General features: G+C 69.1%; 15 protein-coding genes, 1 pseudogene and 1 riboswitch. Of the genes and pseudogenes, 8 read left to right on the top strand and 8 right to left on the bottom strand.

The window, feature by feature from the left end:
- Nucleotides 1-440: 440 nt before the first annotated feature.
- From KZ686_RS19725 to KZ686_RS19710, 4 genes and pseudogenes are all read right to left on the bottom strand, one after another.
- Entirely contained in the window at nt 441-1778 is a 1338-nt protein-coding gene (locus KZ686_RS19725) for a D-amino acid dehydrogenase (protein ID WP_149318608.1), read from the bottom strand.
- Between the two features lie 56 nt (nt 1779-1834).
- Nucleotides 1835-1951: riboswitch (glycine riboswitch) on the bottom strand.
- Nucleotides 1952-2084: 133 nt separating this feature from the next.
- Complete coding sequence (locus KZ686_RS19720) at nt 2085-3068, bottom strand: GGDEF domain-containing protein (protein WP_265635119.1); 984 nt, start codon at nt 3066-3068, stop codon at nt 2085-2087.
- A gap of 165 nt (nt 3069-3233) precedes the next feature.
- A complete protein-coding gene (gene fumC / locus KZ686_RS19715) occupies nt 3234-4640 on the bottom strand; it encodes a class II fumarate hydratase (RefSeq protein ID WP_265635117.1) in 1407 nt (468 codons plus the stop codon).
- 145 nt (nt 4641-4785) lie between these two features.
- A pseudogene (locus KZ686_RS19710) lies at nt 4786-6863 on the bottom strand (diguanylate cyclase domain-containing protein).
- 245 nt (nt 6864-7108) lie between these two features.
- On the opposite strand from KZ686_RS19710, the gene KZ686_RS19705 reads away from it, so the two are divergent.
- A complete protein-coding gene (locus tag KZ686_RS19705; RefSeq protein WP_265635115.1) occupies nt 7109-9928 on the top strand; it encodes a bifunctional diguanylate cyclase/phosphodiesterase in 2820 nt (939 codons plus the stop codon).
- Between the two features lie 539 nt (nt 9929-10467).
- Nucleotides 10468-11379, top strand: coding sequence for a DMT family transporter (locus tag KZ686_RS19700; RefSeq protein WP_265635113.1), 912 nt, complete (start codon nt 10468-10470; stop codon nt 11377-11379).
- A gap of 41 nt (nt 11380-11420) precedes the next feature.
- On the opposite strand, the gene KZ686_RS19695 is transcribed toward KZ686_RS19700, so the two are convergent.
- The 3 genes from KZ686_RS19695 to KZ686_RS19685 form a co-directional block, all read right to left on the bottom strand.
- Nucleotides 11421-11714 (bottom strand): hypothetical protein, encoded by a 294-nt coding sequence (locus KZ686_RS19695; protein ID WP_149318613.1) that lies wholly within the window; start codon nt 11712-11714, stop codon nt 11421-11423.
- Between the two features lie 551 nt (nt 11715-12265).
- Complete coding sequence (locus KZ686_RS19690; protein ID WP_265635111.1) at nt 12266-13429, bottom strand: asparaginase; 1164 nt, start codon at nt 13427-13429, stop codon at nt 12266-12268.
- Nucleotides 13430-13648: 219 nt separating this feature from the next.
- Nucleotides 13649-15202 carry a methyl-accepting chemotaxis protein gene (locus KZ686_RS19685; RefSeq protein ID WP_265635109.1) on the bottom strand — a complete coding sequence of 518 codons (1554 nt, stop codon included), beginning with the start codon at nt 15200-15202 and terminating at the stop codon, nt 13649-13651.
- A gap of 410 nt (nt 15203-15612) precedes the next feature.
- Here KZ686_RS19685 and KZ686_RS19680 point away from each other — a divergent pair, with 410 nt between their 5' ends.
- From KZ686_RS19680 to KZ686_RS19660, 5 genes are all read left to right on the top strand, one after another.
- The gene (locus KZ686_RS19680; RefSeq protein ID WP_223819455.1) at nt 15613-16341 is read left to right on the top strand and encodes a PepSY-associated TM helix domain-containing protein; all 729 of its coding nucleotides are present in this window, start codon (nt 15613-15615) and stop codon (nt 16339-16341) included.
- A 13-nt stretch (nt 16342-16354) separates the two neighbouring features.
- The gene (locus tag KZ686_RS19675; RefSeq protein WP_265635107.1) at nt 16355-16906 is read left to right on the top strand and encodes a DUF2271 domain-containing protein; all 552 of its coding nucleotides are present in this window, start codon (nt 16355-16357) and stop codon (nt 16904-16906) included.
- A 71-nt stretch (nt 16907-16977) separates the two neighbouring features.
- Complete coding sequence (locus KZ686_RS19670; protein ID WP_226106970.1) at nt 16978-17802, top strand: DUF4198 domain-containing protein; 825 nt, start codon at nt 16978-16980, stop codon at nt 17800-17802.
- A 65-nt stretch (nt 17803-17867) separates the two neighbouring features.
- Nucleotides 17868-19112 carry an FAD:protein FMN transferase gene (locus KZ686_RS19665; protein WP_226106971.1) on the top strand — a complete coding sequence of 415 codons (1245 nt, stop codon included), beginning with the start codon at nt 17868-17870 and terminating at the stop codon, nt 19110-19112.
- On the top strand, nt 19109-20737 hold the full coding sequence (locus tag KZ686_RS19660) for a sulfite reductase subunit alpha (RefSeq protein ID WP_265635104.1): 1629 nt from the start codon (nt 19109-19111) through the stop codon (nt 20735-20737). Before KZ686_RS19665 ends, KZ686_RS19660 begins: the two co-directional genes overlap by 4 nt.
- Nucleotides 20738-20903: 166 nt before the next feature.
- On the opposite strand, the gene KZ686_RS19655 is transcribed toward KZ686_RS19660, so the two are convergent.
- The gene (locus KZ686_RS19655; protein ID WP_265635102.1) at nt 20904-22388 is read right to left on the bottom strand and encodes an amino acid permease; all 1485 of its coding nucleotides are present in this window, start codon (nt 22386-22388) and stop codon (nt 20904-20906) included.
- 153 nt (nt 22389-22541) lie between these two features.
- On the opposite strand from KZ686_RS19655, the gene KZ686_RS19650 reads away from it, so the two are divergent.
- On the top strand, nt 22542-23531 hold the full coding sequence (locus KZ686_RS19650) for a mechanosensitive ion channel family protein (protein ID WP_265635099.1): 990 nt from the start codon (nt 22542-22544) through the stop codon (nt 23529-23531).
- The last annotated feature ends 252 nt before the right edge of the window (nt 23532-23783 follow it).

Raw genomic sequence — 23783 nt, 5'->3', positions numbered from 1 at the left:
CGCGCGGCGTCTGTCTTCATCGAGTTCGCGCGACGCAGAAACGGGTACGGCGCCGCTATCCATCGCCTGCCGGCGCGCCGGTTTTACCGGCGGTTTCATCGCAATCAGCCGGCCCATCGACGCTCGCGAACGGGTACGCAGAAACGGGTACGGTTTGCGCGAGGGGCACGCAGAAACGGGTACGCTTTCGCCGGCATGCGGGGGCCCGGTGCGTGCGCGATGCATGCTCGACACGTGTTCCGATGCTTGTCCTGATGCATCTCCAAGGCGTGCCCGAGGCGTGCCCGGACGCATCCACGCCAACGATGAAACGAAAACACAGGCGCGCATGGCGATGCCATGCCGCGCCGGTGTCGTTGTTTCAGGCCCGTATCAGATCCGTATCAGATCGGTATCAGATCGGTATCAGATCCGTATAAGACCCCGGATCAAACCCCGGATCAAACCTCTGCCGGCTCCGACGCGGCGGCACGCGCCGCCACCACCGGTGCGAGCGGCCGCGCCATCCGTGGCGCCTCCGGCAGCGGACCGCAGAAGCCAAAGTCCACCTCCGGCACGCGGCCGCTGATCAGCTCGGCGATCGCGCGTCCCGAGCCGCAGCCGTGGGTCCAGCCCAGCGTGCCATGGCCCGTGTTCAGGTACAGCCCCTGCACCGCGCTCGCGCCGATATACGGCACGTTGCCCGGCGTCGCGGGTCGCAGGCCGGTCCAGTAGCGCGCCAGTTCGGGACGGCTGACACCGGGGAAGATCTCCAGCGTGCGCCGCACGATCGCCTCGCAGCGCACCGGGTTCAGCTCCATCGAATAGCCGTTGAGCTCCGCGGTGCCCGCGATGCGCAGCCGGTCGCCCAGACGCGAGAACACCAGCTTGTACTCGTCGTCGGTCAGGCTGACGCTCGGCGCGCGCTCCGGGTCGAGCACCGGCAGCGTGGCCGAATAACCCTTGGCCGGATAGATATCGAGCTTGACGCCGAGCGGCCGCGCCAGCATCGGGCTGAAGCTGCCGAGCGCGAGCACGTAGGCGTCCGCCTGCTCGACGGTGTAGGCGCCGGTCTCGTCGGCGATCTCGACCCCGCGCATGCGACCGCCTTCCGCCAGCAGCCGCTGCACGCGCACGCCGTAGCGGAAGCGCACGCCGCGCGCCTCGCACAGCGCGGCCAGCCCGGTGGTGAAGCGGTGCACGTCGCCGGACTCGTCCTCGCTGGTGTAGGTGGCGCCCGCCAGCCGCGGCGCGATCGAGGCCAGCGCCGGTTCGAGCTTCACCACTTCGTCGGGACCGATCACGCGGCGCTCGCAGCCCAGCTCGCGCATGATGCGCGCCGGCTCGATGGCCGCGTCGAATTCCTTCTGGCTGGTATAGAAGTGCAGGATGCCGCGGGTCAGATGATCGTATTCGATGCCCGTCTCGGCGCGCAGCGCCTGCAGGCTGGCGCGGCTGTAGGTGCCGAGGTTGAGCAGCTGGATCATGTTGCGGGTGGAACGCCGGGCCGGACATTCGCGCAGGAACTTCAGCCCCCACGACCATTGCGCCGGGTCGGCGCGCAGGCGGAACAGCAGCGGTGCGTCCTCGCGTCCCAGCCAGCTGAGCAGCTTCAGCGGCGCCGAGGGGTTGGCCCAGGGCTCGGCATGGCTGACCGAGATCTGGCCGCCGTTGCCGAAGCTGGTTTCGCGTGCCGCGCCGGCATTGCGCTCGAGCACGACGACCTCATGGCCGGCCTTGGACAGATACCACGCCGAGGCCACGCCGATCACGCCGGCCCCCATCACGATGACTTTCATTTCAGGCTCCAGGATGCAAAAAGGGGCAGCCGGCCGGCATCGTCGATGCCAACCCGGCTGCCCCCACTGTCCTTTTGCCTGAGAGATTCACCGCGTCCGCCCCGGACCCGGTTTGCCCCTTCGGCGGCCGTCATCGCTGAACCATGATGGCGGCGCTCTCCAGTTCGTTGTCGTCTCCAGTCTTCGGTACCTGAGCGTTTCGGGGGTACGCCTTCGGCAGCGCTGCCGCCGCGCTGTCGCGCCGCAGGCTCGCTTTCTCCTGGATGGGCGGACAGTAACACGGCGCGGCGGCGGCCGCAACGCGAGTTACTGTGGCGCGGCGGGCGGCGTTCCCTTCCTGCGTGCCTTGTTGGCGTACATCGCCTGGTCGGCCTGCGCCAGCAGGTCGGCGATGCCGGTGTGCCGGGCGGGATCGAAGGCGACCGCGCCGGCGCTGAAATCGAGCGCATAGCCGCGCTGGCTCTGCGCGTTGTACGCGTCCACGACTTGCCGCAGCCGGGCCAGCATCGCGTCGCACTGGTCGGCCGAGGCGTCGACCAGCAGCACGACGAACTCGTCGCCGCCCAGGCGTCCGATCAGGTCGGACTCGCGGAAGGCCTGGCGCAGGTGGTCGGCGAAGGCGGCCAGCGCCAGATCGCCCTCGGCGTGCCCGAAGCGGTCGTTGATGGCCTTGAAGCCGTCCATGTCGAAGAACAGCAGTGTGACGGGCATTCCCTGGCGCTGGCAGACCGCCAGCGCATGCTGCGCCAGCGCCGAGAAGCCGCGGCGGTTCGACAGCATCGTCAGGTCGTCCATCGAGGCCAGTTGTGCCGACTCCAGTTCCTGCTCGGCCAGGCGACCCAGATCGTGCAGCAGCGCCTGATCGTCCTTGTCGAACTCGCGCGGCTCGGTGTCGATCAGGCACAGCGTGCCGACCTTGGCGCCGCCCCGTACCGCGAGCGGGCAGCCGGCATAGAAACGCACGCCGGGCGCGCCCCTGACCAGCGGGTTGTCGTGAAAGCGCTGGTCCTGCAGCGCATCGGGCACGATCAGCAGGTCGTCGCGCAAAATCGCATGGCCGCAGAACGATTGCTCACGCGGCGTTTCGCGGGCGGCCAGGCCGAACGAGGACTTGAACCACTGGCGCCTGGCATCGACCAGGCTGACCAGCGCGATCGGCACGTCGAACAGCCGCCTGGCCAGGCGGGTCAGCCGGTCGAAGCGCTCTTCGGCGGCGGTATCGAGCAGGTTCAGCGAGTACAGCGCGTCGAGGCGCCGCTGGTCATCGGCGGGAATGGGAGCAGGAATCATCTCGTCAATGCGATCGTTGTTATCCCCGATCGTCGTCTGCCCGCCTCAAGCGGGTTTGTCGCCGGCCGCCGCGGCAGCGCGGGGCCGGTCGATAGGGTCGTTCCATGTGCGGGCGGCCGCATGCGCGGTCGTGGACGTGTCCGCCAGCACCGGTGCGCCGCGGCGCTACACCTCGCGCGTCATCCCTTTCAGATCGATCCACTGCTCGAACTGCTCGGCGGTGACATGGCCGGAGGCGATCGCCGCCTCGCGCAGCGACAGGTTGCGGGCCACCGCCAGCTTGGCGATTTCGGCCGCCTTGTCGTAGCCGATATGCGGATTCAGCGCGGTGACCGGCATCAGCGAGCGTTCGAGCAACTCGGCGATGCGCGCCCGGTCCGCTTCGACGCCCGCCACCATGTGTTCGGCGAAGCTGGCCGCCGCGTCGGCCAGCAGTGTAACGGACTGCAGCAGGCTGTAAACGATGACGGGCTTGTAGGCGTTCAGTTCCAGCGTGCCCAGGCCGTTGGCCAGCGTGATGGTGGTGTGGTTGCCGATCACGCGGCAGCAGACCATCGCCAGCGCCTCGGCCTGGGTCGGATTGACCTTGCCCGGCATGATCGACGAACCGGGTTCGTTGGCCGGCAGCTGCAGCTCGGCAAAGCCCGCGCGGGGACCCGAGCCCAGCAGCATGAAGTCGCGCGCGATCTTCAGGAAGGACGAGGCCGTGGTATTGAGCGCGCCGGACAGATCGGCCAGCGCGTCGTGCGCGGCCTGCAACGCGTAGCGGTTGGCCGCCGGTTCGAACGGCAGGCCGGTGTAGTCGGCCAGCGCGCGCGCGAAGGCGGCGGCAAAGCCGGCCGGCGCATTGAGGCCGGTGCCGACCGCGGTGCCGCCCTGGGGCACCGGCATCGCGCGCAGCACGGCCTGATGCAGCCGCGCCTGCGCGTCGGCCACCTGCGCCTGGTAGCCGGAGAACTCCTGGCCCAGCGTCAGCGGCACGGCATCCTGCAGATGGGTGCGGCCGACCTTGACGATATCGGCGAAGGCCTCGACCTTGCTGCCCAGCGTCTTCTGCAGCGTCTCCAGCGCCGGCAGCAGCTGGCGCTGCACCGCACGCGCCGCGGCGATATGCATCGCGGTCGGGAAGCTGTCGTTCGACGACTGGCTCGCGTTGACGTGGTCATTGGGATGAACGGGCCGCTTGCTGCCGACCTCGCCGCCGAGCAGCTGGATCGCACGGTTGGCGATCACCTCGTTCAGGTTCATGTTGGTCTGCGTGCCCGAGCCGGTCTGCCAGACCGACAGCGGAAACTCGTCGGGCCACTGGCCGGCGATGATCTCCTCGGCGGCCTGTTCGATCGCCTGCGCCAGCCCCGCGTCGAGCACGTTCAGCTCGCGGTTCGCGCGTGCCGCGCACAGCTTCAGGATCGCAAATGCCTCGATCAGCGCCGACGGCATCTTCTCGTTGCCGATGCGGAAGTTCTGGCGCGAGCGCTCGGTCTGCGCGCCCCACAGGTGGTCGGCGGGGACGGGTACCTGGCCCAGGCTGTCCTGTTCGATGCGGGTCGCTGGGGGCTGCTGGTCTGACATGACTGGCTCCTGTGAACGAACGGTACGAATCGGTCTTCTAGGATACGCCGCCAATGCTCGGGTTGCCGCCGGTGCCGCCGGTGCCCGGATCCGCCCGTGGCGCCGACGCAGGGCGGCCCCGGCGGCGAAGGCGGCGAAGGCGGCCCTACGAGCGCGCCTCGCGCGACCGGTTCGCCAGCTCCGGCGGGCCGATCTCGAAGCGGCCGCGTCCGCCGTCCTTGGCGCGGTACAGCAGCGCATCGGCCTCCTTGGCCAGCTGCTGCCATGTGATCGGGGCACCCTGGTACAGCGCGATGCCGATGCTGACATTGACGTCGACGAAGGCGCCCTCGATGAAGAAGCGCCGGCCCACCGAATGCAGGATCGCCCCGGCCACGCGCACCGCGACATCGGGCCGGTCGATGTCCTCCATCACGATGGCGAACTCGTCCCCGCCCAGGCGCGCCACCGCGTCGCGCTCGCGCACGCAGCGCTGCACGCGCTTGGCGAAGCTCTGCAGCAGCTGGTCGCCGGCCGCGTGCCCATAGTGGTCGTTGACCGCCTTGAAGCGGTCCATGTCGAGGTAGAGGAGCGCCATCAAGCGCTCCTGCGAACGGCTGCGCGCCATCGCCTCCGCGAGCCGCGTCTCGAAGGCGCTGCGGTTCAGCAGCTGTGTCAGGTGGTCCAGGCGCGAGATCTGCGCCAGCCGCAGCGTCTCGAGCTTGCGCGCGGTGATGTCCTGCACGTGGACATGCACGCCCTCGACGCGGCTGCCGTCGGCACTCCACTCGGGCCGGAAATTGGTCTCGGTGCAGTGGTAGTCGGGGTCGTGGAATTCGGTCTCGAAGGTGACCGCGGTGCCGGCCAGCGCCTGCTGCAGATACGGCTGGATGCGCGCGTAGCGGGCCTCGCCCAGCAGCTCGCGCAGCGTCATGCCGCGCAGCTGATCGAGCGGAATGCCGAAGGTGCGCTCGTAGGCGAGGTTGTTGAAGACGTAGCGCTCTTCGGTGTCGATGAAGGCCAGCAGCGAGGGCAGCGTGTCGGTGACCGCGCGCAGGCGCGCCTCGCTGCGATGCAGCTGTTCGCGGCGCTCGCGCACGTCGCGCATCAGCCGGGCGAAGGCGCGCGCCAGCACGCCGATCTCGTCGTGGCGATCGGTCGACAGCCGCTCGAAGGCCGACAGGTCGCGCGCGCTGTCGCGCACCACGCGCCGCAACTGCGCCAGCGGCGCGAACATCCAGTGCACCGCGAACCAGTTCAGCATCGCCACCATGCCGACGGCCACCGCGGACCACAGCAGGAAGCGCTGCTGCATCGCGTGCAAGGGCTGGAAGGCTTCCTTGGCCGGCAGCACCGCGACCAGTTCCCAGCCGGTGGTGGCCATCAGATACCGTGCGATGACCGGCTCGCGCGGGGTCAGGAACTCGAACGTGGCCGGTTGCGCCTGCACCCCGCAGGTCTCGCCCTGGGCGCGCGCCGGTCGTCCCACCTGCTGCTGCAACCGGTGCTGCACGTAGACCGGTTGAGGCCCGGCCGAGACCAGGCAATAGAAGCCGGTGCTGCCGATCGGGCTGTGCGGCACCTCCACCAGGAAGTTGGAGCGCCCCAGGTCGATCCAGCCGCCTACCAGTCCGAGGAAGGTCTTGTCGTCCGAGACGATCGGCACGGCCAGCAGCACGCCGACCGAACCATCGGCCCGCGCCCGGATCGGCGGGCTGATCACGGGCGCCAGCGTGCGTGCGGTCTCGCGAAAGTAGGTGCGGTCCGCGACCGATACCACGGTGCCGTCGCGGGCCAGCAGCATGCCCCTGGCGTCGACCACGACGGCGCTGTTGAAGGTGCCGGGAATCGGCAGCGCGCGGCTGAGCATCGCCTGCAACTTGGCGGGCGGCGCGTCCATCATGGTCTTGAACTGCGGGGCCAGGTGTTCGAGCAGGATCAGGCGATCGCTGACCGCCGTGTCCAGTTGCTCCGCGGTCAGCTTGACCACGGAATCCTGCTGCGCCTGCAGGGCGTCACGCAGATCGGCGTGGGCCGATTGCAGCGAGCGACCACGATGGCGGCCCCAAGCACGGTCGACAGACCGGCGGTGACCAGCGCGATGCGGGTCGTCAACGACAGCGCGAAACGCGGACGACGTGTCTGTGCCGCGGGCGCCTGCGCGCGGCGATCGTCGTTCGGTGTGTCGGGCGGTCCTTTCTGCGGTGCGTTGGGCGAGGCGTCGAGCAAGGGGGACGGGTGCATGCGTGCCCGCAAGGGCGTTCCCCGGGGTCGGCGGGTTCCGTAGGCGTCACCGTATCACATCGAGCGGCATGGTGCGAGTAGCCGGGGCGGGCCTGGCGGCTGTCGCAAAGTGCATTTCGCGCGGTATAGTCCAAGCCGTGATCGGAGCCTGGACGCCAGCGGCATCGGTGCCGGTCACCGCTCTGGCGCCACGCTCCGGCGCCCCAATCCAGGCCGCCCCGCCGCCCCGCCGCTTTGCTACCGCGATGAAACTGCCTTCGCTTCCTCCTGCCGTCCTGGCTCTGCTGGTCGTGGCCGCCGGCGCCTGCGTCACCGCGGTGGCCGCCGTGCAGACCGCCGCGTGGAGCGAGCGGGCCGCCGCGCAGCGCCTCGATGCGATGCTGACGGCGAGCGTAATGGCGGTGCGCCAGCGTCTCGACACCGGCGAGCGTCTGCTGCGCGGGGCCAGCGGCCTGCTGGCGGCCGATCCCGACACCACGCGCGACCAATGGCGCGCCTATATGCTTGCCACGCAGGTCGACGATCTGCCGGCCGGCATCCACTCGGTCGGCTATGCCAGATTGACGGATGCATCCGGGCTGGAGGCGCTGATCGACACCGTCCGCGCCGACGGCCTGCCCGCCTTCGACGTGTTTCCGCGCGGCGAGCGCGAGGTCTACGCGCCTGGCATCTATGTCGAGCCCTTCGCCGGCCGCACCATCGGCGCGCTGGGCTTCGACCATCTGTCCGACCCGGCACGCCGCGCGGCGGCAGAAGCGGCGCGCGACGCGATGCAGGCGCGCATGACTTCCCGCGTGACGCTGCTGCGCGAGGCCCATCGCAGCGTCGCGCTGCAGGGCACGGTGCTGTATCTGCCGGTCTACCGCAACGGCATGCCGCTGAACGCGGTGGATGAGCGCCGGCACGCCGTGCTCGGCTATGTCTATGCCGCCTACCGGCTCGGCGACCTGCTTGCCGATGCCGCGGCGATCCATGGCGGCAAGCTTTCGCTGTCGCTGTATCAGGGGCGGCCCTCCGCCGCCAGCACCGTGCTGCTGGCCCGGGCGGGCGGCGAGGCGGCGCCGCGCACGCATTCGCATCCGCTGCGCCAGCTCGATCGCGAGCTGTCGTTCGGCGGCCAGACCTGGACCGTGCGCGCGAGCACACTGCCCGCCTTCGAGGACGGCGGCCCCGCCCCGGTACCGCTGGTGATCGCGGCCGGCACGCTCGGCACCGTGCTGCTCGGCGCTCTGGTGTGGCATCTGGCCGCGCGGCGCCGCAACGCCGAACGCGCCAGGCAGTCGGCCGACGTGGTGGCGCAGCGGCACGCGCGCCTGCTCGACCATGCGCCGATCTGCGTGATCGGGTTCGACCGGCACGGCACGATCACCTCGATCAATCGCCCCGGCGAGCAGATGCTGTGGTACCAGGCGCACGAACTGGTCGGACGCATTCCGTACAGCGCGCTGCACGAACCGGGAGAACTCGCCGCGCGGGCCCGCGCACTGTCCGCCGAACTGGGCCAGCCGGTGGCGCCGGGTTTCGAAGCGCTGATCGCCAAGCCGCGCCTCGGGCTGGTCGACGAGCACACCTGGCATTACGTGCGCAAGGGCGGTTCGACGCTGCCCGTGCAATTGACGCTGTTGCCGCTGCCGGGGGCCGGTGGCGACGCCGGCAGGCACCAAGGCGACGCGGGAGAGGACGGCGCCGGCGGCTACCTGGCGATTGCCCACGATCTGACCGAGCGCCGGCGCGCCGATGCCTATATCGATCATCTCGCGCACCACGACACGCTGACCGGGCTGCCCAACCGCGACTATCTGAGCGGCCGTGCCGACGCGCTGCTGCAGGCGATCGGTGCCCGTGACGGACGGGTTGCCTTGCTGCTGATCGACCTCGACCAATTCAAGCGCATCAACGATTCGCTCGGACACCATGTGGGCGACGACGTGCTGCGCACCATGGCCGACCGGCTGCGCGCCGCCGTGCGCCGGGCCGACCTGGCGGCGCGGATGGATGGCGACGAGTTCGCCGTGGTGTTGTCGGACATCGCCGATGAAAGCGAGGCCGAACTGGCGGCCGCCAAGATCGTCGCGCGGCTGTCCGAGGAATTGCGGCTGGGCGGCGTACGGCTGCGCGTCGTGCCGTCGATCGGCATGGCGCTGTTCCCGGCAGACGGCAATACCGTCGCCGACCTGCTGCAGGCGGCCGATGCGGCGTTGCATGCCGCCAAGCAGGGCGGCCGCGGCCAGGTGCGCCGCTTCTCGCCGGACATGAAGGAGGCGTCGCTGGCCCGCTTCACCATCGAGGGCCTGCTGCGGCGCGCGCTGGTCGAGCAGGAATTCACGCTGCGTTATCAGCCGCTGGTCGACACCGCCAGCCAGCGCATTGTCGGCGTCGAGGCGCTGCTGTCGTGGCACACCCCGGAGCGTGGCGCGATGGAGCCGGGCCAGTTCATCCCGATCGCCGAGCAGTGCGGGCTGATCGTGCCGATCAGCGAATGGGTCCTGGCGACCGCCTGCCGCGAAATCCAGACGCTGCGGATGCGCACCGGCATCGACCTCGAGGTCGCGGTCAATATTTCGCCGCCGCATCTGCAGCAGGCGGACTTTCCCGAGTTGGTCGACCGCTGCCTGCGCGAAAGCGGGCTGCCGGCCCGCAATCTGGCGATCGAAGTCACCGAGGGCATATTGATCGAGGGCACGCCGCAGACCATCGAGGCGTTCCGCGGCATCCGCGCGCTCGGTGTGGGCCTGTCGATCGACGACTTCGGCACCGGCTATTCGGGTTTGAGCTATCTGACGCGGCTGCCGATCAACAAGCTGAAGATCGACCGCTCCTTCGTCGCCAACCTCGCCGGCGGCGACAGCAATGACGAAGACCGCGCGGTGGTGGCGGCGATCATCGCGCTCGGCCATCAGTTGCGGCTGCAGGTGGTGGCCGAGGGCGTCGAAACCGCCGACCAGTTCCACTTCCTGCGGGAGCAGGGCTGCGATGCGGTGCAGGGCTTCCTGTTCGGTGCCGGCGTGCCGCTGGCGGAGCTGATCGAGCGCTGCGAGCAGGGCGTGACGTTGCAGCCGGTGTAGCGCCGCGTTGGCGAGGGGGTTCGCAGAAACGGGTACGTTTCGGCGTGGGGCGCGCGGCGGCGGATCGTACGGTGCGGCCCTCGGGGGTTCGCGGTCTCCGAGCCTTCCGCGATCTCCGCAATCAGGCAATCCCGGCAATCCCGGCAATTCCGGCAATCCCGGCAATCCCGGCAATCCCGGCACCAAAAAAAGAAGCCGCCAGTTGCCTGGCGGCTCGTCGGGAATGCGTCGGAGGGGTCAATTAACTCTGGCGCAGGTCATAGTTTAATTTCACTTAAGGCGTTTTGTCACTGCTTGTAATATTTACCCTTTCCGTTGTGGGGTCAAGCTGATGCCGTCGCGCAACAGTTGCGTCCTTACATCGCCGATCGCCGTCCCGGGGCGATGCGCATGTCCGAAAACGGCTTGCCATTGGCGGACGAGAGGGGTCAAATCCGCCCATCCGCGCACAGTCGCGCACACCCCGCACACCCGCACACCCCGCACACCCCCGCGCATTCACTGCGCATTCACCGGGCGCCACAAGCGCCGATCCCGTCATGACTCCCGCCGATTTCCTCCGCCTGCTGTCGCTGTCCGCCATCTGGGGCGCCAGCTTTCTCTTTATCCGTGTCGGCGCGCCGGTGCTCGGTCCGCTGACGGCAGCCTTCGTGCGGGTGGTCATCGGTGCGCTGGCGTTGGCGGTAATCCTCGCCGCGCTGCGTATCCGCTGGGACATGCGCGGCAAATGGGGCCGCGTGATGGTGCTCGGCGCCGTCAATTCCGGCATCCCCTTCGTGATGTACTCGGTGGCCGCGCTGTGGCTGCCGGCCGGCTATTCGGCGGTGTTCAACGCCATGACGCCGTTGATGGGCGTGCTGATCGGCGCGCTGTTTTTCGCCGAACGCATGACGCTGGCCAAGGGCGCGGGCGTACTGATCGGCGTGGCCGGCGTCGCGGTGTTGACGCGGACCGGGCCGGTCGCGTTCAGTCTTGAAGTGCTTTTCGGTGCGCTCGCTCGCCTCGCCGCCACCGCCTGCTATGGCCTGGCCCGCTTTCTGACGCGCCGCTGGATCAGCCAGCAGGGCGGGCTGGATGCGCGGCTGGTGGCAGCGGGCAGCATGGTCGGCGCGACGCTGTTCCTGCTGCCGTTTTGCGTGGCGGCCCTGGTCCGCGAGAACACGCTGCCCGCGGCCAGTGCCGGCGTCTGGGCGGCGATGGCGGCGCTGGGCCTCGTCTGTACCGCGCTGGCCTACATCCTCTATTTCCGGCTGATCGCCGATATCGGACCGGTGCGGGCGCTCAGCGTGACCTTCCTGATTCCGCCGTTCGGCATCGTGTGGGGCGCGGTGTTTCTGGGCGAGTCGCTGTCCTGGGCGCACGCGGTGGGCGGGGCGCTGATCGGCGTGGCGTTGTGGCTGGTGTTGAGGCCGGCGACGGTGCCGGCGGTCCCGGCCGCCGGGCGGCCGTGAGCGGTCTGCGATCGTGATCGAATGAGAAGGCGTCGGCTCGCCTAGGCGGGAGTCGCCCCTGCCGCGCGGCCGCCCTGGCCCGCAAGACTGGCGGCGGTGACGTTATAGCGTTCGCGCACCAGCATGATGACCTGCCGCGCATGGCGCAGGTCGCGGACGGCATCGTCGTCGCATCGTTCGGGAAAGTCGACTTCCGCGCTCCAGTTGCAGCCGGTATGGTCCGGCCGGTGCACGCACACCGCGCGCAGCTGGCAATCATGGCAACCCGGCTGCTCGCGCAACTGCCGCGCCAGGATGCGTTTCAGTTCGGTCAACGGCTTGAACAGGCGTTCCATCGCGAAGCTCCATCGGTGCCATCGGGTGGGCCGGCATGGCGAAGCGGCGGACAGCCAGTGGAAGGCGCTCGATGCGCCGGCGCGAGAAGCGCGCCGGGCGACGGAAGTTCCGGCTGCCGCGCCCTGGACGGGCGCCCGGAAAGACACGCCGTGCAGAAGCACGGCGCCAGGAATAAAAAGGTGGCTTTGCTTGCCGACGGAGTTTGGCGATCAAGAAAGCGGGGTCTGGTTGCTTCCCTGATCCTCCGGCGACTGGCTACTGCCAAACGCTCCGCGGTACGGAGCGGTCCCCACAAAAGACGGTTGTCGGACACCGGCAGGCGGCGTCGCGGAATTCGTGCGGCGGGCGCGAGCGTTGCGCTGCCGGCTTGGTCTGCGACGCCACCGTGAAACTCGGGTGTCGGCGTCGTCAGACAGTGATGCGATAGTAAATGAGAATTGATCTCATTACAAGTATTGGTTGGGGGAGATACATCCTGTTACTCCTCCTTTGATGGAGGGCGCCGAGGGCAGACGGGCAGCCACCCTCGGCGCGTCAGCGTTTCGAGACTTCAGTACTTCCACAAAATCTTCTGCAGCTCGCGCGTGTCGTTGGTCTTGGTCAAGGCCAACGCGGTAAGGATGCGCGCTTTCTGCGGCAGCTGGTCGTCCACCACCACCCAGTCGTACTTGTCGTCGGGCTGCTCGCCGTTGCGGATGACCACGCCGCTGCCGGTGCGCGAGGCGCGGACGATCTGTACGCCCTTGGCGCGTGCGGCCTTCAGCGGTTCGACCATGTATTCGCCTACGCTGCCATTGCCGGTGCCGGCATAGACGATCGCCTTGGCGCCGTTCCTGACCGCGGCGTCGACGCTGCCCGGGTTCGCATTGCCGTAGGCATAGACGATCGCCACTTCAGGCAGGCGGTCGATGCGGTCGATATCCCATTCCGTCGCGGTGGTATGCGGACGGGCCGGCAGCCGGTAATACAGCGTGCGGCCCTCGACCACGTAGCCCAGCGGGCCGAACGGCGAGCGGAAGGTCTCGGTCTTGAAGGTGTTGCTCTTGGTGACGTCACGGCCCGTGTGGATCTCGTCGTTCAGCACCACCAGCGTGCCCTTGCCCTTGGACTCCGGGCTGGAAGCGACCAGCACCGCGTCGTACAGGTTCAGCGCGCCGTCGGCGCCCAGCGCCGTCCCCGGACGCATGGAGCCGACCACCACCACCGGCTTGTCGCTCTTGAGCGTCAGGTTCAGGAAGTAGGCCGTCTCTTCAATGGTGTCGGTGCCGTGCGTAATCACGACGCCGTCCACGTCCGGCTGCTTCAGCAGCTCGGACACGCGCTTGCCCAGCTTGAGCAGACGCTCGTTGTTGAAGCTCTCCGAACCGATCTGGAAGATCTGCTCGCCCTTGACGTTGGCAACCTTCGAGATTTCCGGGACCGACGCGATGATCTTGTCGACCGGCACCACCGCGGACTGGTAGGCGGCGGTATTGATGGCCGAGGCGCCGGCGCCGGCGATGGTGCCGCCGGTGCCGACGATCACGATATTGGCCTTGCGGACCTGGCTCGGCGCGGTCGCCGCAGGGGCCGTGGTGGCTGCCGGAGCCGCCGTCGCGGCGGGTGCGGCGGGTGCGACGACGGTCTGTGCGTGGGCGGCGCCGGTGAGCAGGCCGGCGCAAAGCAGCAGCGCGGCGATCGGACGGACGGGGTGAAGGGTGGTGGTACGGACCATGATGCTCCTCTGAATGGATGGCTTCGCGTCGCCTTGTGAGCGCGCGGCCGTGTGCAACTGTCCTTGTTGGTATTGAGTCCCTGCGCTCGCGGGCCGGATGTTCACCGGCTTACGTCAAGCGCAGAGCGTGGACTATACACACGACACGGTAGGCCATCCAGAGGCACCCAGCACGTCCCGTCAACATGCCAAGTCACCCTCCCGCCTGGGCCTTCCAGATCACGCCGCCAATCGGAACGTCCCCACCGCGCGGTGCAGCGCGTCGGCCTGGTCTTCCAGCGAAGCCGCGGCGGCGGCCGCCTGTTCGACCAGCGCGGCGTTCTGCTGCGCCATCTGGTCCATCTGCGTGACGGCCTGGTTCACCTGCTCGATGCCGCCGGTCTGCTCCTCGGTGGCGGCGCGCATTTCGCCGATCAGGTCGGTGACGCGCTTGACCGCCTCGACGATCTCGCCCATTGCCTTGCCGGCGTTCTCGACCAGCGCCGAGCCGTCCTCGACGCGCTGCGCCGAGTTGCCGATCAGCGCCTTGATTTCCTTGGCGGCGGTGGCGCTGCGCTGAGCGAGGCTGCGCACTTCGCCGGCCACCACGGCGAAGCCACGGCCCTGGTCGCCGGCGCGGGCCGCTTCGACGGCGGCGTTCAGCGCCAGGATATTCGTCTGGAAGGCGATGCCTTCGATCACGCCGATGATGTCGACCACCTTGCCGGACGCGTCCTTGATCTCGCCCATCGTGGACACCACCTGATGGACGATCTCGCCGCCGCGCACCGCGATCTCCGACGCGCCTTCGGCCAGCCGGCTGGCCTGGCGGGCGTTGTCGGCGGTCTGGCGCACGGTGCTGGTCAGCTGCTCCATGCTGGCGGCGGTCTCCTCCAGCGAGGCGGCCTGCTCCTCGCTGCGGCGCGACAGGTCGGCGTTGCCGGCCGCGATCTGCTTGGCCGCGCCGGCGATCGAATCGGCCGAACCGCGGATGGTGCCGATCGCGCCGGTCAGCCGCTGCTGCATCTGGGCCATTGCGAACAGCATGCTGCGCTGGTCGCCGGGCGCGACCTCGACGCGGCTGGCCAGATCGCCTTCCGCGATCCGGCTGGCGATATGCGAGGTGAGCGCCGGCTCACCGCCAAGCTGCTTGTGCAGGCCGTTCGCGATCCGGACGACGACCAGGCTCATCAGCGTGCCGATCACCAGCAGCAGCCCCAGCGATTGCCACAGCGAGGCGCGGAAGGCCGCATCGATATCGTCCAGATAGACGCCCGAGATGAAGTTCCAGTCCCACGGCTTGAAGTTGGCGACATAGCTGAGCTTAGGCTGCGGCGCCTCCGCGCCCGGCTTGGGCCACAGGTAGTGGACGAAGCCGGTGCCCGGCCCCTTGCCGATCTCGGCGATGTCGCGGAACAGGTAGGTGCCGGCCGGGTCCTTGAAGTCGGCCATGCTCTTGCCGTTCATCTCGGACTTGATCGGATGCATCACGACCACGGTGTCCGAGCGCATCAGCGTGAAGTAACCGTCGCTGCCGAAACGCATCGCCCGCACCTTGTCGACGGCGAATTCCTTGGCCTGTTCGACGGTCATCTTGCCGGCCTTCGCCTCGGCCTCGTAGGCCTTGACTACCGACAGCGCGGTCTCGGTGACATGGACGAGGTCGGTGCGCCGCTCGTCGAGCCGCATGTTGCGCATCTGCCAGGCATCCCACAACAGCAGCGCCAACAGGCACACCCAGCTGAGCACCAATGGCAGCAGCAATTTCTTTCTCAAGCTAAGACGTTCCAGCATCGTGTTTCCCCGTGGTCCACCGTAAAAATTGTGTTTGTCCGCGGCATAACGGCGGACCGGCGGACAAACTTGACCGGGGAGGGCCTAGGGCTTTCCATGAGTGCAAATGCGGGCACAATCGTGGCGGTACGCGTAAAGTTACATGCACTTACTTACAAGTTACGGGCACGTGAAATGCGCTGTAATACTTATTAATCACGTGTGGATTGCAGGACCAAATGAGAACAATTATTCTTTCGGTCTCCTGAAACTCCCGTTACGACGGGCCGACGACGGACGGCGAGAGAGCCTGCGGCCAGTCGCTGCGCCGCCGTCCCGCACGCCGCATTGCCCCGGCGACGAGCAACACGCAGCAACGCCGGAACACAGTCATGACCGAATCCCGCCTGGAACCCCCTCTGGAGCCGCGTATGGAATCCCATATGGGCGCGGCGCAGCAGCGTCGGGCGTTCTGGCTCAAGCACCTTCACCAATGGCACTGGATCAGCTCCGCGCTCTGCCTGATCGGCATGCTGCTGTTCGCGGTGACCGGCTTCACGCTGAACCATGCCGGACAGATCGAGGCCGAGCCGAAGGTCGTGGTTCGCAATGCCGAGGCGCCGGCCCCGGTGCTGGCGGCCTTGCAGGCCCGCAAGGCGGCCCTGGCGGGCACGAACGGCGATAGCAGCGACGGCGGCAATAGCGGCAATAGCGGCAAAAACGGCGATACCGGCAACCGCGGAAATAACGCCGCTCAGGACAAAAGCCCGGTTCCCGCCGAACTCGCCGACTGGCTGCAGCGCGAATTCGATATCGACGCGCATGGCCGCGAGGCCGAATGGTCTCCCGACGAGATTTACGTGCCGCTGCCGCGCCCGGGCGGCGATGCCTGGGTCAGCGTCGCACTGGACAGCGGCGAGACGCAGTACGAGCTGACCACGCGCGGCTGGATCTCCTACCTGAACGATCTGCACAAGGGCCGCAACACCGGCGGCGCCTGGAGCCTGTTCCTGGACCTGTTCGCGTTTGCCTGCCTGGTGTTCTGCGTGACCGGCCTGTTCCTGCTGAAGCTGCACGCCGGCGCCCGCGTCGCCACCTGGCCGCTGGTCGGCCTGGGGCTGGTGGCACCGCTGCTGCTGGCCATCCTGTTTATCCATTGACGAGGTTCCCTGTATGCGTCGTTTGCTTAGCGTCTCCATGACCGGCCTGGGCGGCCTCAGTGGCCTGAGCGGCCTGGCGGCGGTCTCGTTCGCCGCGCCCGCCGCGGCGGCGGAGATGAACGTCAAGGTCGAGATCCCTCGCCTGAGCGTCGCCGAATACCACCGCCCTTATGTGGCGATGTGGCTCGAGCGCGCCGACCAGAGCCCGGTGGCGACCTTGTCGGTCTGGTACGACGTCAAGCTGAAGAACGCCGAGGGCACCAAGTGGCTCAAGGACATGCGCCAGTGGTGGCGCAAGGCCGGCCGCGATCTGCAGATGCCGGCCGACGGCATCTCCGGCGCGACGCGCGCACCGGGCGAACACACCGTGACCTTCACCGACGGCAAGGCGCCGCTGGCCAAGCTGCCCGCGGGCGAATACCAGCTGGTGGTCGAGGCCGCGCGCGAAGTCGGCGGCCGCGAACTGCTGCGCGTGCCGTTCGCCTGGCCGCCGGACGGTTCCAAGTCGGCGCAAGCCAAGGGCCAGCACGAGCTGGGCGCCGTCACCGTCAGCCTGAAGCCGTGAGCGTCGTGCCCCGCGCCGCCGCCCGCCGCATTCCATCCGTCCATTTCCGATCCCGTGCCCTGGAGCCCTCGATGAACCGTTCCGCGATGTCCCTCTCCGCCAGGCTGTCCGCGCTGGCCCTGGTTGCGCTGCTGCCGCTGTCCGCGCACGCCCACCGCCAATGGCTGCTGCCGTCGGCCACCGTGCTGTCGGGCAGCGATCCGTGGGTGACCGTCGATGCGGCGGTGTCCAACGACCTGTTCTACTTCGAGCATTTCCCGCTGCGCCTCGACAACCTCAGCGTCAGCGCACCGGACGGCAGCCCGGCCAAGGCCGAGAACCAGAGCACCGGCCGCTATCGCAGCACCTTCGACGTGCACCTGACCGCTCCGGGCACCTACAAGCTGGCGGTGGTCAACAACGGCCTGTTCGCCAGCTACAAGGAGAACGGCCAGACCAAGCGCTGGCGCGGCTCGGCCGAGGATTTCGCGCAGAAGGTGCCGGCCAACGCCCAGGACCTGCAGGTGACCCAGTCCGAGAGCCGGCTCGAAACCTTCGTGACCGCCGGCAAGCCGACCACCCAGGCGTTGAAGACCACCGGCCGCGGGCTGGAGCTGGCCCCCGTCACGCATCCGAACGATCTGTTTGCGGACGAGCCGGCCAATTTCCGGCTGCTGCTCGACGGCAAGCCGGCGGCCAACGTCGAGGTCGAGGTGGTGCCGGGCGGCAATCGCTATCGCGACCAGCTCGGCGAGATGAAGGTCAAGACCGATGCGGACGGCAAGTTCACCGTCAAGTGGCCGTCGCCGGGCATGTACTGGATCGAGGCCGAGGTGCGCGATGACAAGGTCTCGATCAAGCCCGCCAAGGCGCGCCGCGCGGCCTATATGGCGACCTTCGAGGTGCTGCCGCAGTAAGCGCGGCGCGTTGGGTCGAGTTGGGTCCTCCGATGCTGCCGATGTCCGCCGCCGCGGCGGCTCGCATGCGGTCCACGCCGTCATCCGAGCTACCATCCGCGCCGCCATCCGCCGCGCGGCGCGTGCTGGTGCCGCTGCGTTTCGATGCGCCACCGTCGCCGCCCGAAGGCGCGGTGGTGCTGCATCGATGCGGCGGGCAGACGATGGGGACGACCTGGTCGGTGCGCTGCCTGCTGACCGCCGATGATGCTGGCGATGACAGGGGCAAAGACGCGGGCAATGACGCAGGCAAAGTCGCGGGCAATGACGCAGGCAAAGTCGCGGGCAATGACGCGGGCAATGACGCGCCCGGTTTCGATGCCGATATCGATGCCGCTGTCGATGCCGCTGTCGATGCCGCTGTCGATGCCGCAACGATCCAGGCCGGCATCGACGCGTTGCTCGCACAGATCGTCGGGCAGATGAGCAACTGGCTCGACGACTCCGATATCGGCCGTTTCAACGGCGCGCCCGCCGGCAGCTGGGTCTCGTTGCCGCCCGCCTGCTTTTCCGTGCTGCAGGCGGCGCTGGCGGTCGCGCGCGACAGCGGTGGCGCCTACGATCCGAGCGCGGGCCCGTTGGTGTCGCTGTGGGGCTTCGGCCCCGACGGCGCACGCGCGCTGCCGCCGACCGCCGACGAAGTCGAAGCGGCGCGCGAGCGCTGCGGCTGGGCGCGCATCGAGCTCGACGAGGAAGGACAGCGCGCGCGCCATCCCGGCGGCGTGTCGATCGATCTGTGCGCGATCGCCAAGGGCTATGCGGTCGACGCCGTATCGGCATGGCTGTCGGCGCGCGGCGTCTCGCACCATCTGGTCGAGATCGGCGGCGAGCTGCGCGGCGAGGGCGTCAAGCCCGATGGCATGCCGTGGTGGGTCGAGCTGGAAAGCCCGCCGGCCACGGATGACGCCCGCGGCGGCGATGCCACCTTGCACGCGGGCGATGCCGCTGCACCGACCGTGGTCGCGCTGCACGGCCTGTCGGTCGCGACCTCCGGCGATTACCGCCGCTATTTCGACAGCGGCGGCCGCCGCTACGCCCACACGCTCGATCCCCGTACCGGCTATCCGGCCAGCCACGCGCTGGCCTCGGTGACCGTGCTGCATCGGCAATGCATGATGGCCGACGCGCTGTCGACCGCGCTGACCGTGCTCGGCCCCGAGGCCGGCATGGCCTTCGCCACGCAGCGCGGCATCGCGGCGCGGATGCTGCTGCGCACGCCGCACGGCTTTGCCGAACGCGTTTCGCCCGCCTTCGCGGCGATGCTCGCATGAACGCGCCGCGACGATTCGGCCTGCCCTCGCTGACGAGCGCGCTCGGCGTGCTCACCGCCATCAGCGGAGTGGCCGGCGCGTCCGGCCTGGCGCTGTCGCTGGCCGGCGCGGGCAAATGGCCGACCGCGGGCGGCGTCGCCCTCGCCTACGCCGGCTTCTGCGGCGCGATCCTCGCGCTGCATCGCCGTCGCCGCCAGGGCAGCGCCGTGTTCGCGTCGACCGCCGACGATGCCACGCTGATCGCCTATGCCAGCCAGACCGGGTTTGCCGAACAGCTGGCGCTGCAGACCGCGCAGGCGCTGCAACACGCCGGCCTGCCGGTGCGGGTCGCCTCGTTTGCCGATCTCGATCCGTCCGCGCTCGCGCGCTGCCGTCAGGCGCTGTTCGTTGCCAGCACCACCGGCGAGGGCGATGCGCCCGACAGCGCGGCGGGCTTCACGCGCAAGCTGGCCGCCGCGAGCGGCGACGGGCTGCGCCGCCTGCGCTACGGCATCCTGGCGCTGGGCGACAGCAGCTACGCGAATTTCTGCGCCTACGGGCATGCGCTGAGCGCGGCGCTGCAGCGCGCGCAGGCGCAGCCCTTGTTCGACCTGGTCGAGGTCGACAACGGCGACACCGGCGCGCTGCGCCATTGGCAGAACCACCTGTCCGCGCTGGCCGGTGGCGCCGAGATCGCGGACTGGGAGGCGCCGCGCTACGGCCGCTGGCGGCTGGTCGAACGCCGGCTGATGAATCCGGGCAGCGCCGGTGCGCCGGCCTTCCATCTGGCGCTGGAGCCCGAGTCGCCGGCCGCGCTTGACTGGCAGGCGGGCGATATCGCGGAGATCGGCCCGCGGCTGCCGCCGGAGCAGGTCGCTCAACTGCTGCGTGATCTGTCGCTCGACGGCACGGCGGGGGTGCGCTGCGATGGCGAGGCGATGCCGCTGGCGCAGGCGCTGGCCACGCGCATGCCGTTGCCCGCGCCGCATGCCGAAGCGATGCATGGGCTTTCCCCGCAGGCGCTGATCGACGCGCTGCCGCCGCTGCCGCATCGCGAGTATTCGATCGCTTCGCTGCCCGCCGATGGCCGGCTCGAACTGCTGGTGCGCCAGACCCGCCACGAGGATGGCCGGCTTGGCCTGGCGTCGGGCTGGCTGACCGAACACGCGCCGCTCGGCGCGCCCATTGCGCTGCGCGTGCGCACGAACCGCGCCTTCCATGCACCGGCCGACGACCGGCCGTTGCTGCTGATCGGCAACGGCACCGGCATGGCCGGCCTGCGCGCGCTGCTGAAGGCGCGCGCCGCCGCCGGGCACGGGCGCAACTGGCTGCTGTTCGGCGAACGCAGCGCGGCGCACGACGCCTTCTATGGGAAAGAATTGGAGGCCTGGCAGGCCAGCGGCACGCTGTCGCGCCTGGACCGGACCTGGTCGCGTGACGGCGCGCCGCTGCGCTATGTGCAGGACGCCGTGCGCGCCGCCGCGCCGCAGATCCGCGAATGGGTCGCGGCGGGCGCGGCGATCTACGTCTGCGGCAGCCTGCAAGGCATGGCCGCCGGCGTCAACGACGCGCTGGCCGAGGTGCTGGGGGCGCGGGCGCTGGCGGCGCTGGCCGAGGACGGCCGCTATCGGCGCGACGTCTACTGAGCGGGATCCGAGGGCCGTTCGCTGAACGGTCTGTCGTCCCCGGGAAAGCGGGGACTCAGTGGCCAGGCAAGTCGCTGGATTCCCGCTTGCGCGGGAACGACGCGATGTCCGGCGTGGCAGCGGTTCGAGCGTTCGCCGGCCGCTTTGCCGGCCACTTCGCCGGCCCTCATTCGACGTCCGGAAACCGCATGTCCTCGTACCGGACGAAGCGCGTCTTGCGCGTCCAGCGGTAGCCGAGCCAGATCGCCAGGAAGATCGGAATGCCGATATAGGTGGCAACCACCGACCACCAGTCGATATTGCCGCTGAGGAAGGCCTGGTAGTTCTGCCCGAGCGCGATCACCAGGCACAGCACGAAGGCGAAGATCGGGCCGTACGGGAAGAAGGGCGAGCGGTACGGCAGCCGCGACAGGTCGAGGCCACGCCGCGTCCAGCCCTTGCGGAAGCGGTAGTGGCTGATGGCGATGCCCAGCCACGCGATGAAGCCCGTCATGCCGGACAAGCTGAGCAGCCACAGATAGACCGCCTTGCTCTCGAACAGCGAGGTCAGGAAACACAGCGCGCCGACCGCGGTGGTGGCCAGCAGCGCGGGCATCGGCACGCCGTTGCGCGTGAGCCGCGCGAACACGCGCGGCGCGCGGCCCTCGGTGGCCAGGTTGTAGAGCATCCGCGTCGAGGCATACATGCCCGAATTGCCGGCCGACAGCACGGCGGTCAGGATCACCGCGTTCATCAGGCCGGCGGCGAAGGCCAGCCCCGCATTGCGGAACACCAGCGTGAACGGGCTGACGCCAATGGTCTGCACATCGCTCTTGAGCAGGCTCGGATCGGTATAGGGGATCAGCACGCCGATCACCGCGATCGCCAGCACATAGAACAGCAGGATGCGCCAGAACACCTGCCGCACCGCGCGCGGAATATTGCGCGCCGGATCGGCCGATTCGCCGGCGGCGACGCCGATCAGCTCGGTGCCCTGGAACGAGAAGCCGGCGATCATCGCCACGCCGATCATCGCCGGCAGGCCGCCGACGAAGGGCGCGTCGCCCAGCGTCAGGTTGGCCAGGCTCGCCGGCACGTCGCCGCGCAGGATGCCGAAGATCATCAGCGTGCCGATCGCGATGAACGCGATCACGGTCACCACCTTGACCAGCGAGCACCAGTATTCGGCCTCGCCGAAGCCGCGCACCGAGATCGCGTTGAGCCCGAACATCAGCGCGAGGAACAGCGCGCTCCACAGGATGCCGGGCGTGTCGGGGAACCAGTACTGCATCACCAGCTGCGCCGCGGCCAGTTCCACCGCGATCGTCACCGCCCAGTTGTACCAGTAGTTCCAGCCGAGCGCGAAGCCGAAGCCCTCCTCGACATACATCGAGCCGTAGGTCGAGAACGAGCCGGCCACCGGCATATAGGCGGCCAGTTCGCCCAGGCTGGTCATCAGGAAGTACACCATCGCGCCGATCAGCAGGTAGGCGGCGAGCGCCCCGCCCGGGCCGGCCTGGGCAATGGTCGCGCCGGAGGCGACGAACAGTCCCGTGCCGATCGAGCCGCCGATGGCGATCATGCTCAGATGGCGGGCCCGCAGCTTGCGCTGCAAGGTCGGACGCGCGGTGTCGGCGGCCGCCGCGGCGCGCGTGTCTTGGGAAGCGGTCATGGTCAGGACAGGAAGGCCAGCAATGGGGCGGCATCCTATAAGAAAACCCGCCGGCGGGATAGACGGCGGGATAGACGGGCCGCCAACTCGGTAGAATCGTGGCTTCCCTGCCCGCGCGGCCGAGCGGCGCTGCGGCGCCGCGGTCCCGACACCATGAAGCTGAATCTCGATTTCAACGACAGCATCCTGCTGCATATCGTGCTGAGCGTGCTCATCGTTCTGGTGGGCGTGCTGCTGGTCAAGCTCAACAACCGCTTCTTCGTCTCGCGCCAGCTCGCCGATCGCGACAACCTGCGCAGCTATCGCACCTGGACCGTGGCCTCGCGCAACCTGATCGGCGCGGTGGTGTTCCTGCTGCTGCTCGGCATCTGGGTCTCCGAACTGAAGAGCGTCGCGATCTCGCTGGCCGCGTTTGCCGCCGCGCTGATGATCTCCGGCAAGGAGCTGGTGATGTGCTTCCTCGGCGCGTTCATGCGGATGCTGACGCGGCCGTTCCAGTTGGGGGACCTGGTGGAGATCGGCCAGTACGCCGGCGAGGTGATCGACATGGACGCGCTGACGACGACGCTGGTCGAGGTCGCGCCGACGCGCCAGTTCACCGGCTACACGGTGCAGGTGCCCAACAGCCTGCTGCTGACGATGGCGGTGCGCAACCATTCGCAGGCCGGCAAATACACGCTGGACACCGTACGCATTCCGCTGCCGGCGCAGTGCGACCCGGACCGCATCGAGGCGGAGCTGCTCGACATCGCCCAGCAAGCCTGCGAGCCGTTTCTCGAGGCCGCGGGCCAGAGCCTGCGCCGCTATGGCGATACGCGCTTCCTGGACCTGTCGCAGTTCGCGCCGCGCGTGATGTTCGAACCGGTCGGCACCGACCGGCTCGACGCGATCGTGCGCTTCCCCGCGCCGGTGGGCGGGCGGCTGCCGGTGGCGCAGCAGATCATCCGGCGTTTCTATCGGCAGCGGATGAGCGACAGCAAGGAGGCCGGCGCCGATGCGGCCGCCGAGGCCGCCACGGAAGCCGACCAGCGCGAGGCCGCCGAGGACCGGGCGCGGATGGCTCGCGCCGGACGCCCTGGCACGGCCGGCGGCCCGGGCGCGCCGGACGCCAGCGGGCCGCCTGCCTCGTCGCCTGCCTTCTGATTGCCTGCCCTGTAACGCGCCTGGCATACCGGCCCGGCTTGCGGCCAGTTCGGGGCCCAGCTCGCGGCCCCGGTTCGCAGCCCGGTTCGCAGCCCGGTTCGCAGCCCGGTTCGCAGCCCGGTTCGCAGCCCGGCTTGCGGCCGGTGACCGCACAGCGCTGCCGCTCCACTGGCGCAGTGCGCCATGACCGCCGCGACGCTTGCCCTTACACTAGGGCGATCCGATGACGGCCCGCGCCATGTCCGCGCGCCG

Origin of the sequence: Cupriavidus cauae (assembly GCF_026210475.1) — a bacterium.
Taxonomy (GTDB): domain Bacteria; phylum Pseudomonadota; class Gammaproteobacteria; order Burkholderiales; family Burkholderiaceae; genus Cupriavidus; species Cupriavidus cauae.
The sequence above is the reverse complement of the archived record's forward strand: the minus strand, read 5'-3'. Positions and strand labels throughout refer to the sequence as shown.

Coding starts and splice junctions, on each gene's coding strand:
- KZ686_RS19725 (WP_149318608.1), bottom strand. CDS start 1,778: ATGAAAGTCATCGTGATGGGGGCCGGCGTGATCGGCGTGGCCTCGGCG.
- KZ686_RS19720 (WP_265635119.1), bottom strand. CDS start 3,068: ATGATTCCTGCTCCCATTCCCGCCGATGACCAGCGGCGCCTCGACGCG.
- KZ686_RS19685 (WP_265635109.1), bottom strand. CDS start 15,202: ATGCTGGAACGTCTTAGCTTGAGAAAGAAATTGCTGCTGCCATTGGTG.
- KZ686_RS19675 (WP_265635107.1), top strand. CDS start 16,355: ATGCGTCGTTTGCTTAGCGTCTCCATGACCGGCCTGGGCGGCCTCAGT.
- KZ686_RS19655 (WP_265635102.1), bottom strand. CDS start 22,388: ATGACCGCTTCCCAAGACACGCGCGCCGCGGCGGCCGCCGACACCGCG.
- KZ686_RS19680 (WP_223819455.1), top strand. CDS start 15,613: ATGGAATCCCATATGGGCGCGGCGCAGCAGCGTCGGGCGTTCTGGCTC.
- fumC (WP_265635117.1), bottom strand. CDS start 4,640: ATGTCAGACCAGCAGCCCCCAGCGACCCGCATCGAACAGGACAGCCTG.
- KZ686_RS19690 (WP_265635111.1), bottom strand. CDS start 13,429: ATGGTCCGTACCACCACCCTTCACCCCGTCCGTCCGATCGCCGCGCTG.
- KZ686_RS19700 (WP_265635113.1), top strand. CDS start 10,468: ATGACTCCCGCCGATTTCCTCCGCCTGCTGTCGCTGTCCGCCATCTGG.
- KZ686_RS19695 (WP_149318613.1), bottom strand. CDS start 11,714: ATGGAACGCCTGTTCAAGCCGTTGACCGAACTGAAACGCATCCTGGCG.
- KZ686_RS19705 (WP_265635115.1), top strand. CDS start 7,109: ATGAAACTGCCTTCGCTTCCTCCTGCCGTCCTGGCTCTGCTGGTCGTG.
- KZ686_RS19650 (WP_265635099.1), top strand. CDS start 22,542: ATGAAGCTGAATCTCGATTTCAACGACAGCATCCTGCTGCATATCGTG.
- KZ686_RS19665 (WP_226106971.1), top strand. CDS start 17,868: ATGCGGTCCACGCCGTCATCCGAGCTACCATCCGCGCCGCCATCCGCC.
- KZ686_RS19660 (WP_265635104.1), top strand. CDS start 19,109: ATGAACGCGCCGCGACGATTCGGCCTGCCCTCGCTGACGAGCGCGCTC.
- KZ686_RS19670 (WP_226106970.1), top strand. CDS start 16,978: ATGAACCGTTCCGCGATGTCCCTCTCCGCCAGGCTGTCCGCGCTGGCC.